Source organism: Myceligenerans cantabricum, assembly GCF_054777735.1.
This window is the reverse complement of sequence record NZ_BAAHAJ010000004.1, coordinates 208,835-222,398: the sequence shown is the minus strand read 5'-3', so window position 1 is coordinate 222,398 and position 13,564 is coordinate 208,835. Positions and strand designations below refer to the sequence as shown.

Sequence of the window (13,564 nt, the reverse complement as noted above, 5' to 3'; positions counted from 1 at the left end):
GCCCGCCCTGCACCTTCCTCTCACCGCCCTCCTCCTTCTGGACACACGTCTGGCAGTAGTGGATACGCATCGTTGGAGAACGCTGATGCCATTTGAAGCAGAAACGCTTTGGCCAATTGTGGCGGGCGTCCCCCGCGACGTCCCCCACCGCACGCGGGCCGGATCGGCGCGGTTCCGGGCCGGTCGGCGGCCTGGTCTGGCGCGCGGGATCGGGGGTGTGTGGTGACGGTCTCGATCCGGATGATGAGCGCGGGCGACGGGTACAAGTACCTGTTGCGGTCGGTCGCCCACGGCGACGCCGAACGCCCCGACGCGCCGGGCGGCGGCCTGCCCGGCCTCGGGGCGGGCGGCGGCTTCGCCGCGCGCGGCAAGGGTGATGTCGAGGCTGATGGCGGTTCGGCGACCGCGCGGTACTACACGCAGCCGGGCACCCCGCCGGGCGTGTGGCTCGGTTCCGGGGTGCGGGAGTTCGGGGCCGGACAGATCGCGGCGGGCGACCCGGTCTCGCGTGAGCAGATGGAGTTGCTGTTCGGGCAGGGCCGTGACCCGGTCACCGGCCAGCAGCTCGGGCGCCGCTACCCGTCCTACCGCACGGTCGGGGAACGCATTGCCGATCAAGTCGACGCGCTGGACGCTGGGCTGTCCGAGCAGGAGCGGGAGGCGGCGGTCGCCGCGATCGTGGAGAAGGAGACCGTCGCGGGGCCGCGCACGGCCGTGGCGGGCTTCGACCTGACGTTCTCGGTCCCCAAGTCTGTGTCGGTGCTGTGGGGTCTGGCCGACCGGGAGATCCGGGAGGTGATCGAGGCGGCGCATCACGAGGCCATGGCCGAGACGGTCACGCTCCTGGAAAGGGAAGTGGCTGTCACGAGGATGGGCACGGATGCCGGAGACGGCGCGGCGTCGTTCGCCGACGTGCAGGGCGTGGCGGCTACGGCGTTCGATCACTGGGACTCCCGCTCGAATGACCCCCAGTTGCACACGCACGTGGTGATCGCGAACCGGGCCAAGACCAGCAGCGACGGAAAGTGGCGCACGCTGGACTCTCGCGGCCTGCACCACTCGATCGTGGCGGCCTCGGAGCACTACAACGGCGTTCTCGCCGACCGACTCACCGCCGCTCTCGGCGTGTCCTGGGACCGGCGCAACCGAGGCCCGGACCGCACCGCCGGGTTCGAGATCGAGGGCGTACCGGAGAACCTGATCCGCGCGTTCTCCGGCCGGTCGCGGGACATCGACGTGGCCAAGGACGAGCTGCGGGACTACTACATCGCCAAGCACGGCCGCGAGCCGTCGCGCACGACGATGCTCAAGCTACGCGGCCAGGCGACGCTGGCGACCCGGCCGCCCAAGCGGCTGCGATCGTTGGAGGACCTGACCGGCGAGTGGCACGAGCGCGCGAGCCGCATCCTGGGCAAGGACGCCACCGCCTGGACCCGCACGATCCTGCAAGGACCGGCTACCCGCAGCGGCGATCCGGCCAGCACGACCAGCGCGGCAAAGATGTACGGCGCGGCGCAGGTCCCGGACGTGGTCCTGGCCGAGGTCGCCGCGCGGGTGGTGGACGTGGTCTCGGACAAGCGGGCGACCTGGCGGCGGTGGAACCTGTGGGCCGAGGTCGAACGCCAGACCCGGCCCTGGCGCATTACCCCCGGCGAGCGAGAACAGGTCGTCAGTGCGATCGTCCAGGAAGCCGAGCGGCGGTCCATCGCCTTGACGCCGCCTGAGCTCGCCTCCACTCCCGCCGTCCTGCACCGCCGCGACGGGACCAGCAGCCTGCGCCCGAAGCACGCCACCCTGTACACGTCGCAGGATCTCCTGGACGCCGAAGCCCGCCTCCTGAAGCACGCCATCACGCGCACGGCGCCCACGGTCGAGGTGGATACGCTCCGCGCGGCGGCGACCCGCGCGACGACAGCGGGCCGCGAGAAGGGTGGTCCGGTGCGGTTGGATGCGGGACAGGCGACCGCACTTGCTCAGGTGGCGACGTCCGGCCGCCGTCTGGACCTGCTCGTGGGCCCTGCCGGGGCGGGCAAGACGACCGCGATGCGCGTGTTGAAAGACGCCTGGACCCACGCGCATGGCATCGGGTCGGTGATCGGGCTGGCGCCGTCGGCCGCAGCCGCGGAGAACCTGGCCGGCGACCTGGGGATCGGGTGTGAGAACACCGCCAAATGGCTCTACGAGCACGCGCAGGGCAGCGCGTCGTTCACGGCGGGGGACCTGGTCATCCTCGATGAGGCGACCCTGGCCGGAACCCGCACCCTGGACCGGATCGTCTCCCACGCCACCGAGACGGGGGCGAAGGTGCTGTTGGTCGGGGACTGGGCACAACTCCAAGCCGTCAACGCAGGCGGCGCCTTCTCGCTGCTCGTCCAGCACCGCGACGACCTCACCGGCGACGTACCCGAACTCCTGGACATCCACCGCTTCCACCACGACTGGGAGAAACGCGCCTCCCTGCGCCTGCGCAAGGGGGACACCGACGTGGTCGGCTTGTACGAGTGGCACGGACGGCTACACGGTGGAGACACCGACACGATGCTGGAGGCCGCCTACACCGACTGGAAGCAGGATCTTGCCGCCGGACGGTCCAGCATCCTGATCGCCGACACAGGCGAACAGGTGCGGTCGCTCAATGAACGCGCCCAAGCCGACCGCCTCCTCACCTCTACGGGCAGCCTGGGTCGGGAGGCCGTGCTGCACGACGGCACCCACGCCCTGCGGGGCGAGACCGTCATCACCCGCCGCAACCGGCGTGACCTGCGCGACTCGACCGGCCGATACGTCCGCAATGGCGACCGCTGGAACCTTGTCGCCGTCCACCATGACGGCTCGGTGAAGGTCCGCCGTCACGGCTACCAGCACGCGCCCACGGTCACGCTCCCGGCCACCTACGCGGCCGAACACCTCGAACTCGGGTACGCCGTCACGACCCACCGCGCCCAGGGCATCACTGTCGATACCGCACGCGTCCTGCTCAGCCCGACCGCCACCCGCGAGAACGCCTACGTGGCCCTGACCCGAGGCCGCCACGCGAACCACGCCTACATCCCCACCGACCAGCCCGACCCCAACCACACCCACGCGCCCGGCGCCCCGGAGATCGAGGAGGAGCCCACGCCCGCCAGCGTTCTGGCCCGCGTGCTGCGTCGTCAGGGTGCGGAGCCGTCGGCGCATCAGGCGATGCGCGTCGAGCAGGAGTTCTGGACCGGCATCCGGCAGCTCTCGGCTGAGTACGACACCATCGCCACCCACGCCCAACGCCCGCGCTGGCAACAGCTCGTCGGCCGCGCCCTGATCACGCACGGCGACCTGACCGAAGCCGCAGCCCGCGTCGTGGTCACTTCCGATGCGTTCGGGGTCCTGGCCGCTGAACTACGCCGCGCCGAAGCAGGCGGACACGACATCGAAGCCCTCCTGCCCCATCTGGTCGCTGCCCGCAGCCTGCACGACGCCGACGACGTCGCCGCCGTCCTGCACCACCGCCTCCACCCCGCCACCCAGCGCCCCGGCTGGGCACGCCGACCCCGCTACATCGCCGGACTCATCCCCGCTGCCCTCGGGCCCCTCCCCGACGACGCTCGCCAAGCCCTCGACGAGCGCGCCAGCCTCATCGAGCAGCGCGCCCGCACCCTGGCCGAACACGCCATCCAGGCCCGCGAACCCTGGACCCGCCACCTCCCGCCACGTCCCATCGGACACGGCGAGGGCGCATGGTTGCGCGCCGTCACTGCCATTGCCGCCTACCGCGACAAGCACGGCGTCACCAGCGACAAGCCCTTCGGCGACCCGCCCACCACCCTGGTCCAGCAACGCGACGCCGAACGCGCCACCAGCGCGCTCCGCCGCGCCCAGCCCAACCCACTGTCCCTCAGTGACCCTCCGACACACTCACACGACAGAAGCCACCACGGCCCCGAACTCTGACGCGCTCGCTGTATTGGCCCCGGTCATTCTCGCGCCAGTTCGTCCGCTGCGCAGAGGACCGCCCCGAACCCAATCCTCCTGTCGACCTGCACACGGATCGGCCACATCCCCGGGATGTCTACCTCGACGACGGTCCCGACCGAACCGAGCAAGATTTCGGGCCCGGCCACGCGTCGCACCCGGTCGCCCTTCTGCCACCGGTGCGGCGGACGGTCGGCCGGATCGACGTTGTCGCCGCCGTCCCGGCCGTCGGTGACGTTGTATGCGGCCGTCACTGTTCGAACCCCTGGACCGTCGAGACTGGCACGACGATGACGCCGTTGCCGCCGTCGATCGCCACGCCCAGATCTACGGCCGCCCGCTCCGGGCCCGCAGCGATGAGGCGGCCGGGCGCGCCCGCGAACCGGCCGACCGCGATCTGCACGCGCATGCCGGGCATCAGCGTCTCCCGCCCGGCCTCTGCCGTCGTCCGCTCGCCCCTTCGCAGGCGCTCCACCCAGTCGTCCGCGCCGACATGCTGCCAGCAGTACGCTTCGGCGATCTCGGCGATCTGATCGCAGTCCGGCGCGTAGCAGCGGGTCTCGCTCAGATGGCGGATCGGCAGCGGGGCGTCTCGCGGCGCGGTGGTCATATTCGCGAGCGTTCCATTGTGCGTCGCTTTGTGACATGATTTTGCGCGCACAGACGCAAAATCAGACCGGCACGTCACGTCGCAACCCATGGAGGAACCGATGGACATCGAGTTCATGTGGAAGGACGAGAACAGCACGGGCGGCAACTGCCCCGCCCTCTACCGGACCACGGGCGGTGACTACGTCGTCCAAGGCGCCCGGCTCGACGAAGACACCCGCGCGCGGCTGCGGGACCTGGCCGACAGTGAGGACGCCGTCGTGGTCCCCGCGAACGTGCTCGACCGGCTGCGAGGTGCGCTCTGACCCCGCAGGCCACGCCACTCGCTCCCGATCAATTCGCCGACTACCTGCGCACCGTCGCCTCGACCGCGTTCCGCCTCGAACAGCAGCCCACCTACGCGGTGGGCTATGAGGACGAGGCATTCGCGTCGTTCCTGCGTGGCGAGCCACAGCCACCGACCGAGGTCCCCGACTTCGTCGCCTGGTGCGACCAGATCCGCGACCAGACCGCCCGGGGTGTGCGGGTCGAGCGGGTGCGCGTGCACCAGGACCCGCCGACCGACTATCAGCGGTGGGTGCGCTGGGTGGGCCAGTGGAACGAGGAAGCCGGCGAAGTCATGCACTACACAACGCCGGAACGGGTGGCCGCTGTCGGGCTCAACGTGGCCGGGCCGGACGACTGGTGGCTTCTGGACGACACCGCGCTGATCCGCATGACCTACGAGAAGCCAGGCGTCGCGACCAGCTACCTCGTGACCGACCCGGCCGAACTCAGCAAGGCTCGCGAGTGGTGGCAGCTCGCGCTGCGCGCCGCCACCTGACCGTGGACCCGCAGCAAGGACCCGATCACCTGCTCACGCTGGGCCGCAGACTGCGCGCCCTGCGTGAGCAGGCAGGCATGAAAGGCGGCGACCTCGCCCGCGCACTCGGCTGGGCGCAATCCAAGGTCTCCCGCATCGAACTCGCACGACAGAACGCCTCCCCGGCAGACGTCACCGCGTGGGTCGAGGCGACCGGCGGCCCGGACCACGAACGCGTCTTCCTGCTCGGTCTGCTCGACCAGGCCCGCGAGGACCAGCACGCCTGGCGACAACGCATGCGCGGCGGGCAGGCACCCGTCCAGGCCGGCTACTTCGCGCTCGTCCAACGCGCCAAGCTGCTGCGAGGCTTCCACACCGCCGTCGTCCCCGGCCTCCTCCAGACCCCCGCGTACGCGCGCTGCATCCTCACCATCGCCGCACGCCAGGCCGGAGCCCCCACCGACGACGTCGACGCCGCCGTTGAGAACCGCATGAAGCGCCAAGCGTTCCTCGACACCCCCCGCCGATTCGAGTACCTGCTCAGCGAGACCGTACTCCGCCTGGGCCTCGTCCCCGCCGACGTCATGCGCGCCCAGCTCGAACGACTCATCGCCACCAGCCAGCAGGCCAACGTCCGCATCGCCGTGCTGCCGCTCGGAGTTCCGCTCACCGTGACCCCGCTGCACGAGTTCGAGATCTTCGACGATCTCGCCATTATCGAAACCATCAGCCGCGAACACCGACACACCGGACCCGAAGCCGACACCTACAAACGCGCCTTCACCGACCTCTGGGCCGCAGCCCTCACAGGCGACGACACACGCGCGATGCTCCGGCGAGTCGCACACGACTTTGATTGATGCGCGCACGACAACGCCGACCAGTTTCGGTGGTGTGGCTCATTCCACCTCACCGGGCGCCGATCACCACTCCGTGGCGCGTGGACTGGCTCATCGCTCTCCTCCTCACACCGGGATGGGCCGGGTGATGTCGAGCGTGTAGGTCCCGTACCCGTTCGCGTCGTACCGCCACTTCGGACGGCGCTCCTCGGTGAGGTCGAAGACGTACCCGGCCTCGATCAGTGCTCCCTCCAGGTCGAGCATGGTGCGCCCGACGGCGGCGGGCAGGTCGCAGCGACGGACCCACATCGCATCCCCGTCCCCAGTCCACACCTCGCACAACGCCAGCGCCGGGCCCGTTCCCGCCAGGCGCACTCGGACCGAGACCGGGTACAGGCGCGGGTGGAGCTCGTGGGCAAGCCCGCGTACCTGCCGGACGAGATCGGCCGTCGCAGCCGTGAGCGTCATGACACCGCTCCCGTCATCGCGTGCGCGGCCCCGGGCGGGACGCGCTTGGCCAGGAGGCCGCGCAGTACGGCCGCCGCGCCGTGCTCGGCGAGCGTGCCGGTCACGTCGTCAGCGATGTCACGTACGAGGGCGGGTGCGTGACCCATCGCCCAGGAGCGTGCCGCCCATGTCATCGCCTCGACGTCGTTCGCGCCGTCGCCCACGAAGACCGTGTTCGCCGGAGCGATGCCGAGGCGCTGGCGGACCTCATCGAGCGCGGTCCCCTTGGACAGGCCGTGGGGAGTGATATCCAGCCAGGACGGCGAGGTCTGGTTGACGGTCACGCCCAAAGAGCGCAGCGGGTTGGCCAGCAGGGTGGCGGCGTTCGGCGCGGACAGGATCACGCGTGGTGCGGGCTCCAGGGCAAGCTCCTCGTCGGACACGACCATCTGTCGCCCGTTGACCTCCCCCGGATCGAAGGGAGCCGAGGTCTGATAGCCCCACCCGATCTCCTCCACCGCAACCCGCACGCCCGGGCACAAGCGGCGGGCGAGTCTCAGGACGGGTTCGACGTCGAGCGTGCTGGCCGACTCGATGTGGTATGCGCCCGGCCAGTTCCGGTCCACACGGGCGGTGACCGCGCCGTTGGAGGCCACGATCCACGTCCCGTCCAGCCCGAGCACGGCAGCCACGAGCAGCGCGCCGGCCAAAGACCGGCCCGTCGCCAGGACCACGTCATGGCCTGCCGCGCCGGCGTCCGCGACCGCGTCCTTGGTGATGTCCGGGACATCGGTCGTGCCGCTGGGGCAGATCGTCCCGTCGATGTCCATTGCGATCAACAAGCGCTCTGCGGTGGCCTGGGTGCTGGTGTTCATCGGGCTGTCTCCGTCGTCGTAGTTACCGGGATGCGGGAAGGCAGCGCGTCAGCTAGCCGGGCCCGGCCTGCCGCCTGATCGGGTGTCTCGCCCAGAACGGTGCACGCGGCCCCGTCCGGTTCCAGTTCGTGGACCAGGCGGTGCCGGGCAGTCGCCAGGCGGGCATCGCCCGGCAGCACGAGGAGCGAGGCGTCGTGGAAGCGCACGGCCTGAACGACCTGACTGATCGTGAACGTGTCGAACCGATCGGTCACGACCTGCGCCAGAGCCAGACCCTCCGCTCGGGCGTACTTGGTCACTGCGTCGCGCTGGGCGTCCAGCGCCCCGTCTTCGCGGGCGCACAAGTACGCGACCGCGACCGGGCTCGGCGCGCTCATTGCGCTGCTCCCAGCGGCCGACGCAGGGCCGAGCGGACATGAACCTCAAGCCTGGCGACCTCGCCGGACCAGTCGGTGAATCCCGGCGTGAGCATCCGGTGATCCATCGGGAGATTGCACCCCAGCGCCTGAGCGATCTGCTCGCCCTCGGCCAGATCCCGCGGCTCCAAGCTGATCCGGTGTGGGGTCAGCGTGACCGATCCGATCCGCTCCAGTCCGACGGCCGCCAGGGTCTCGATGACGACACCGAACGTGCGAGCCAGCGACTCGGGGCCCTGCTTCCTGATCCTCATCGGTCCTCCTCACGACGCCGTGCTCGGGTTCGAGCGGGCTGTCGGGTCGGGCAGCTGTCTGAACGCCTCCGACGCTATGAAGGGACACGCGCCGGGTGTACGGCACGGCGCGCATAGGTTCTATGCGCTCCGCTCATGTTCGAGCGCGGGGACGCTACGGTGGACATGTCTTGTATGACGGGCGTCACAGGGGAGGTGCAGGCGGTGACGACTTCGCGGTACTGCACCGGCTGCGCGGCACGACTGGCGACGGACAACACCTCGCCGGTATGCGCCGCATGCTCCCGGCGTGGCGGCGGAGAGGGAGCGCCCGAGCTGGACCGGGCCTTCTGGGAGACTGACCTGATGCGCGACGCGCTCTCGACACAGGACATGGGCGTGGTCGTGGCGGCATACCGACGCCACCCGCAGCACGGGCACCGCGCCCTGGCGCAGACGAGGGTGGCCCGGTGGCTGGGGATCACGCAGGGGCAGCTGAGTCGGATCGAGTCCGGCGTCAACAAGGTCTCCGACCTGGACCGCCTGCGCTCGTACGCGCAGGCGCTGAAGATCCCGGCCGAACTGCTCTGGTTCGCCCCCGCCGACCCGGCACCGCTGAGTCGCACGAAACGGCCGATCTCCTTGCCAGGCGGAGTCCGCAGGCCCAGCACGACCGGCACGAGGGACGCCGCGCTGGCCGACTCGCTTCTGGCCACACTGCTCCAGTACTCGACCACCGATAACATGACCGGCCCGCGGCCGATGCTTCCACTCGCCGAGACCCAGGCCGCGTTCATCGACTCACTCCTGGAGACCGCCGCCGAGCCCGCGCGCGGCTATCTGCTGTACGTCGGGGCGCGGTTCTCGGAGTTCCTGGGCTGGCTCCACCAGGACGACGGCAACCTGCGCGCGGCGATGCGATGGTCGAACCGAGCCCTGGACCTGGCGACCGAGGTCAAGCGGCCTGACCTGATCTCCTACGTGCTGATGCGCAAGAGCAACATCGCCCAGGACGCCGGTCGGCCCGATATGGTCCTGAACTTCGCCAGGGCCGCCGTCCAGAACACCGCGCACATCTCCTCACGGATGCACGCCCTGGCCGCCCGGCAAGAAGCCCACGCGCATGCTGCGCTCGGTGACTGGGCAGCGTGTGCCGCAGCTCTGGATGCCGCTCGGGAGCTTGCCGCCGACCCGGCAGACGATCGGGACATTGCCCGGTACTGCACGAGCGAGTACATCGAGATGGAGGCCGCGCACTGCTGGGTGGAACTCGGCCAACCCGACCGAGCCCTCGGAGTCCTGCAGCAGGGCCTGGTGCAGTGGCGTCCGGAGTTCCGGCGGGACCTCGGCCTCGGGCTGGCACGCTTCGCCGTCGCCCACGCCCGCACCGGCGCCGTTGACGACGCCCTGGACATCGCGCAGGAGTCGCTCCAGATCGCAGCCGGTACCCACTCGGCACGAACGGTCCGGGAGTTGTACCGGGCCTCGGAGATCCTTCAGGAGTCCGGCGCCCGGATCGCGGGAGCGGACCTTCGGCACGTGCTGAACACGACACTGAACCTGCGAAGATGAAATCCCGGAACCACGAGAGGAATCACCAACGTGAACGTCCTGCCCCAGGCAAGCGCCGCCGACGTCGCGCGCTCCGGCCCGCGGGTCGCGGTACTGCCTGTCGGGAGCTTCGAACAACACGGCGACCACCTGCCCCTGTCGACCGACACCCTGATCGCGACCACTATCGCCGAGCAGATCTGCGACCGATACGGATTGCTATGCCTACCCCCGGTGACGATCTCCTGCTCCCACGAACACGAAGGCATGCCCGGCCTGCCGGGAACGGTGAGCATCAGCGCGACGACACTGACGGCGGTGATCGACGACGTGCGCCGGTCACTGGCCCGGGCCGGGATCGATCGTCTGGTTCTGGTCAACGCCCACGGCGGCAACTACGTCCTGGCGAACTTCGCCCAGGAGGCGAACGTCGCCGGACCGGCGGTGGCACTGTTCCCCGGTGCCGCCGACTGGAAGGCAGCCCGGGCTGAGGCAGGTCTGATGTCGAGTCACGGCGCCGACATGCACGGCGGCGAACTGGAGACCTCGATCCTGCTACATGCCGCGCCCGACGCCGTGCACGAGACGTACACCCGCAACGACCACGACGCCCCCGATCGGGAACACCTCACCCTTCTGGGGATGAAGGCATACACACCCAACGGGATCATCGGCTTCCCGTCCCAAGCGACCGCCACCAAGGGCGCCGCGGTCCTCGGTACTCTCGTCGCCAGGTTCGCCCACCACCTCGAAGTTATCCTCACCGGAGCCACAGCTCGTCCAGCCCACGCCTGATCCGGTCTCCGGCGACCTGATCACACATCCCCATGAACACCGCGACGCCAGTGTCTGGCCGCATGGGAGTGAAGGAGTCATGTGAGACGCCGCATGAAGCACGGGTCTGGTTCACGTTGGCTCCTTGAACAGATCCGGTGGGAGATCGAGCACCAGACCACATCGGACTCGAAACGTATCCGACAGCACGCCATGGCGCTCCGCAATTCATGGAATCTTCACCCGTTCACTTGGAGCAGCTTCGTCCAAGCCAGCGTCTTCCTCGTCGCTTGGGCCTCGGGCGTGATCACATTGTTCCCAAGCATACCCGCCGTCAGCATTGAAGATCCTTCGGCGGCCATCGTCGCTTCCTGGCAGGTCTTGGCAGGATTCGCATCCATCGCTTTCGCAGGTCTTGCTGTGCTGATGCAGCTGACTTCAGAACCCGTCGTCACTTCGCGAGGTGTTCGGCAAGTACTGTTCGAGGAGAGCCAGTTCCGGCCAGTGCTGGCCTTTTCCATCACCGGGGCAATACAAGTCGGCGCCGCGGCCTTGTTTCTGACTCAGCCCGAGTCCGCGGTGGTCGAGTTTGCTATTGTGGCTCTGACGATCCTGTGGATCGGTCGGTCCTATGCCCGAGTCGGCAGGGTATATGCAAGTCCGGGCGAGGCCCTCCGCCTCGGCGAAGAGGCACTTCTTCGCGACCTGCGGGCCAGCATGAGGGAGGCGCACGCGCGAGCAGTCGCCGAGACTCGGCTCCACGCCATCGTGCAGCGTGACTGGCACTGGAGCAGTACCGCAACGCTCGACGGCAAGGTCGTGGTGACCGCGGACCGCTCCGGGACCTTGGCGGACGTCGATATCGACCTTCTGGCAGACATCGTGCGAGATATCGCCGGTGAGGATGCCAGCGCATTCACCGCGTCCGATGCGCCGAGCGGTCCAGGGGTGCCATCGACTGAGAGCGCGCCCGAACTTCGCATTATGTTCGCAATTGGCTCTCTGGCCGAGGCAGGGCAGGAGATCTTCCTTCTAAAGAATCTTGATTCATTCACTGGTGATCTCTCGAAGCTGCAGACTCGGCTCGAAAACACCATTCGTTGGGCAGGTAGGTCATGACACGTCCGGCATTCGAATCGTCCCTTGCAGCTCTTCGAGATAATGTAGTAATGGCCATCGAGCGGCGCGAAGCGGGTGTTGTACAGGATGGCCTTGACGTCTACAAGAACGTCATCGAGGCCATCCTCGACGAGCAACTCCGATTGGGTGTGGCAGCCGGAAACGAGACGAGTCCGAATCTTCCTCTAGGGCGCGAATGGGAGCAGGTTCTCCGGGACCTACACGGTGTGGTCGATAGCGTGGCAGCCAGCAGTTCCCGTCTGCTGTGGATCGACGTAATTTCATGGGTGCGCAGAGTCGCTGAAACATGTGCAGACCGGGCTGTTCTTAATGCACTCGGCCATATTCTTTCCCTTGTTGAGTCTGCCTGGATCCAGGAAATATCCACACCCAGTCGGGACGCCACCGCACGGCAAGACGCACTCCTACTGCGCCTATCCGAATTCGGGAACTTCTATCTGAGCCTCCGGAAAGACGAGTCGGATTCTCGCGGCGCCGGCGTGATCTACACCCGAACGTTTCTGCAAATCATCAAGCATGCAATTGAGTCTGGGGACACTGACGCCGCAAGCGTAGCAATCGAGTACTTCCTCTACGGAAGCACATCTGCGAGGGGCCCCATCAATCCAGTGACAGGTGCGGGCCTTCTTGCCCTGTATGCATGGATCCTGTATCGATTTGATCGTGGCGAGCAGGATGACTCGTTCAAAGCGGTCTGCAATCAGATCACTCAGGCATTCAAGGGTAGTGAGGCATTCGTACCGCTGCTTCGCGCATCCGACGACCTGGAGAGTGAACTTGGCCTGCATTGGTGGGAGCTGCACGGGCGGGGTCCAGTGCGTGGGGGCTCCATCCAAATCGGGACGTATATGTTGTTGGCTCTGATGCTTATAGGTGGTGCGCGTCTCATCTGGGAGCAACTGGACCCCACTAGCGAGGACGATATCGATGTCGCACGCCGTCTCATGGCTGTCATTGACTCCTTTAAGGGGGGCAGTTTCGCAGGTGCACAAGCAGCCCTTGCGTTGCCGGACAACCAGTTCGAAAGGCTGAAGGAACATCTGGTCGGTATTGTCCAGCAGAGCGATGTCATCGTCGAAGAGAACAACTCACAACTCCCGGTTGAGCCCGATCGGGTCTCGGCGTTCAGAACCGCCCTCCGGGAAAAACTCAGCACTGAGCGGGAAAATTCGCTGACTGTAGCCCTCCTCACACCGGGCGATCTCTCCGCGGAGCCCACCAAGCCCAACTTTGGCCTTGACACGCTGATTCCACGATGGTACTTCGCCAAGACCCGCGTATTCGCCGATCCCGCTAATCTCGCCGACGATCTCGTGGATGGGCTCGTTCGGGGCGAGCAAGATCGGATCCTTGATCGGGCCCTGGGCGATCTCTCAGGAGCAGCCGAGACAACACTCGACGGGCTGGCTAATGAACTCGAAGCAGCCATTTCCGCAGCTCAATCTTCAAGCCCGATTGTTGTGACAAATAGTTACCAGGCGCATGCGCTGTTAACGGGCCGCCCTGCGGGCGTCACGGATCAGTCACCTCATCCCGTCACGGCAGCCCTGGTCAAGCGTGTGTATGACGATCGACCAGCCTACGTCGCGCTGCTCTCCCCACAGGGTCTCCCAACGGTGCATCTACGTCCATTGGCGACGAACATCGATGGCGACGAGCCTCTTGAGGATCTGCATGTCATCGTCGGAGTCAGCGAACTTTCTCAGCAGGAGATGGACGAAATCGTCGGCCGCGAGGAACGGACAAGGGTCGACGAAGCGCGCCTTCGCGGTAGCCTTCGCATCCGCTTGCTGGAACACTTGGAGGTTGTCATGGCCCCTGACGTCCACCCCATGATATGGACTCTGCCCGACCCATCTTGGTGACTCCAGCATTCGCCCAACAAATAGAGCGCCGCAGTTCATCCGTTACTGGACTCGGTTAGCCACTC

At 67.6% G+C, this 13,564-nt stretch carries 14 protein-coding genes; 8 read left to right on the top strand and 6 right to left on the bottom strand.

The window, feature by feature from the left end:
- Nucleotides 1–222 precede the first annotated feature (222 nt).
- Nucleotides 223–3,927 (top strand): MobF family relaxase, encoded by a 3,705-nt coding sequence (gene mobF / locus ACYU96_RS03355; RefSeq protein WP_460749059.1) that lies wholly within the window; start codon nucleotides 223–225, stop codon nucleotides 3,925–3,927.
- A gap of 23 nt (nucleotides 3,928–3,950) precedes the next feature.
- Here the strand turns inward: mobF and ACYU96_RS03350 are convergent, their stop codons facing one another.
- Both ACYU96_RS03350 and ACYU96_RS03345 read right to left on the bottom strand, forming a co-directional pair.
- Nucleotides 3,951–4,202 (bottom strand): hypothetical protein, encoded by a 252-nt coding sequence (locus ACYU96_RS03350; protein WP_460749057.1) that lies wholly within the window; start codon nucleotides 4,200–4,202, stop codon nucleotides 3,951–3,953.
- Nucleotides 4,199–4,558, bottom strand: a complete 360-nt coding sequence (locus ACYU96_RS03345; protein WP_460749056.1) for a hypothetical protein — start codon at nucleotides 4,556–4,558, stop codon at nucleotides 4,199–4,201. The genes ACYU96_RS03350 and ACYU96_RS03345 overlap by 4 nt, the downstream gene beginning before the upstream one ends.
- A gap of 100 nt (nucleotides 4,559–4,658) precedes the next feature.
- Here ACYU96_RS03345 and ACYU96_RS03340 point away from each other — a divergent pair, with 100 nt between their 5' ends.
- The 3 genes from ACYU96_RS03340 to ACYU96_RS03330 are packed head-to-tail and all read left to right on the top strand — an operon-like array spanning nucleotide 4,659 to nucleotide 6,219.
- On the top strand, nucleotides 4,659–4,862 hold the full coding sequence (locus ACYU96_RS03340; RefSeq protein WP_460749054.1) for a hypothetical protein: 204 nt from the start codon (nucleotides 4,659–4,661) through the stop codon (nucleotides 4,860–4,862).
- Nucleotides 4,859–5,380 (top strand): DUF6879 family protein, encoded by a 522-nt coding sequence (locus tag ACYU96_RS03335; protein WP_460749660.1) that lies wholly within the window; start codon nucleotides 4,859–4,861, stop codon nucleotides 5,378–5,380. Before ACYU96_RS03340 ends, ACYU96_RS03335 begins: the two co-directional genes overlap by 4 nt.
- A 2-nt stretch (nucleotides 5,381–5,382) precedes the next feature.
- On the top strand, nucleotides 5,383–6,219 hold the full coding sequence (locus ACYU96_RS03330; protein WP_460749052.1) for a helix-turn-helix domain-containing protein: 837 nt from the start codon (nucleotides 5,383–5,385) through the stop codon (nucleotides 6,217–6,219).
- Nucleotides 6,220–6,324: 105 nt separating this feature from the next.
- Here ACYU96_RS03330 and ACYU96_RS03325 read toward each other — a convergent pair whose 3' ends face one another.
- Genes ACYU96_RS03325 through ACYU96_RS03310 form a run of 4 tightly spaced genes read right to left on the bottom strand, consistent with a single transcriptional unit; the run spans nucleotide 6,325 to nucleotide 8,190 of the window.
- Nucleotides 6,325–6,666: a hypothetical protein gene (locus tag ACYU96_RS03325; RefSeq protein ID WP_460749050.1), complete on the bottom strand. Its 342-nt coding sequence runs from the start codon at nucleotides 6,664–6,666 to the stop codon at nucleotides 6,325–6,327.
- A complete protein-coding gene (locus ACYU96_RS03320; RefSeq protein WP_460749048.1) occupies nucleotides 6,663–7,520 on the bottom strand; it encodes an HAD family hydrolase in 858 nt (285 codons plus the stop codon). Before ACYU96_RS03320 ends, ACYU96_RS03325 begins: the two co-directional genes overlap by 4 nt.
- On the bottom strand, nucleotides 7,517–7,897 hold the full coding sequence (locus ACYU96_RS03315) for a hypothetical protein (RefSeq protein ID WP_460749047.1): 381 nt from the start codon (nucleotides 7,895–7,897) through the stop codon (nucleotides 7,517–7,519). The genes ACYU96_RS03320 and ACYU96_RS03315 overlap by 4 nt, the downstream gene beginning before the upstream one ends.
- Nucleotides 7,894–8,190, bottom strand: a complete 297-nt coding sequence (locus ACYU96_RS03310; RefSeq protein ID WP_460749045.1) for a hypothetical protein — start codon at nucleotides 8,188–8,190, stop codon at nucleotides 7,894–7,896. The genes ACYU96_RS03315 and ACYU96_RS03310 overlap by 4 nt, the downstream gene beginning before the upstream one ends.
- A gap of 345 nt (nucleotides 8,191–8,535) precedes the next feature.
- On the opposite strand from ACYU96_RS03310, the gene ACYU96_RS03305 reads away from it, so the two are divergent.
- The 4 genes from ACYU96_RS03305 to ACYU96_RS03290 all read left to right on the top strand — a co-directional run bounded on the left by ACYU96_RS03305 (nucleotide 8,536) and on the right by ACYU96_RS03290 (nucleotide 13,499).
- The gene (locus ACYU96_RS03305; RefSeq protein ID WP_460749043.1) at nucleotides 8,536–9,741 is read left to right on the top strand and encodes a helix-turn-helix domain-containing protein; all 1,206 of its coding nucleotides are present in this window, start codon (nucleotides 8,536–8,538) and stop codon (nucleotides 9,739–9,741) included.
- Between the two features lie 30 nt (nucleotides 9,742–9,771).
- On the top strand, nucleotides 9,772–10,515 hold the full coding sequence (locus ACYU96_RS03300; protein WP_460749042.1) for a creatininase family protein: 744 nt from the start codon (nucleotides 9,772–9,774) through the stop codon (nucleotides 10,513–10,515).
- Nucleotides 10,516–10,608: 93 nt separating this feature from the next.
- Entirely contained in the window at nucleotides 10,609–11,613 is a 1,005-nt protein-coding gene (locus ACYU96_RS03295; protein WP_460749040.1) for a hypothetical protein, read from the top strand.
- A gap of 50 nt (nucleotides 11,614–11,663) precedes the next feature.
- Nucleotides 11,664–13,499, top strand: coding sequence for a hypothetical protein (locus tag ACYU96_RS03290; protein WP_460749038.1), 1,836 nt, complete (start codon nucleotides 11,664–11,666; stop codon nucleotides 13,497–13,499).
- The last annotated feature ends 65 nt before the right edge of the window (nucleotides 13,500–13,564 follow it).

Bases quoted from the DNA above. Each gene is read 5' to 3' on its own strand.
- ACYU96_RS03290 (WP_460749038.1), top strand. From the start codon at position 11,664: ATGGCCATCGAGCGGCGCGAAGCGGGTGTTGTACAGGATGGCCTTGAC.
- ACYU96_RS03315 (WP_460749047.1), bottom strand. From the start codon at position 7,897: ATGAGCGCGCCGAGCCCGGTCGCGGTCGCGTACTTGTGCGCCCGCGAA.
- ACYU96_RS03325 (WP_460749050.1), bottom strand. From the start codon at position 6,666: ATGACGCTCACGGCTGCGACGGCCGATCTCGTCCGGCAGGTACGCGGG.
- ACYU96_RS03305 (WP_460749043.1), top strand. From the start codon at position 8,536: ATGCGCGACGCGCTCTCGACACAGGACATGGGCGTGGTCGTGGCGGCA.
- ACYU96_RS03310 (WP_460749045.1), bottom strand. From the start codon at position 8,190: ATGAGGATCAGGAAGCAGGGCCCCGAGTCGCTGGCTCGCACGTTCGGT.
- ACYU96_RS03320 (WP_460749048.1), bottom strand. From the start codon at position 7,520: ATGAACACCAGCACCCAGGCCACCGCAGAGCGCTTGTTGATCGCAATG.
- ACYU96_RS03295 (WP_460749040.1), top strand. From the start codon at position 10,609: ATGAAGCACGGGTCTGGTTCACGTTGGCTCCTTGAACAGATCCGGTGG.
- ACYU96_RS03345 (WP_460749056.1), bottom strand. From the start codon at position 4,558: ATGACCACCGCGCCGCGAGACGCCCCGCTGCCGATCCGCCATCTGAGC.
- ACYU96_RS03340 (WP_460749054.1), top strand. From the start codon at position 4,659: ATGGACATCGAGTTCATGTGGAAGGACGAGAACAGCACGGGCGGCAAC.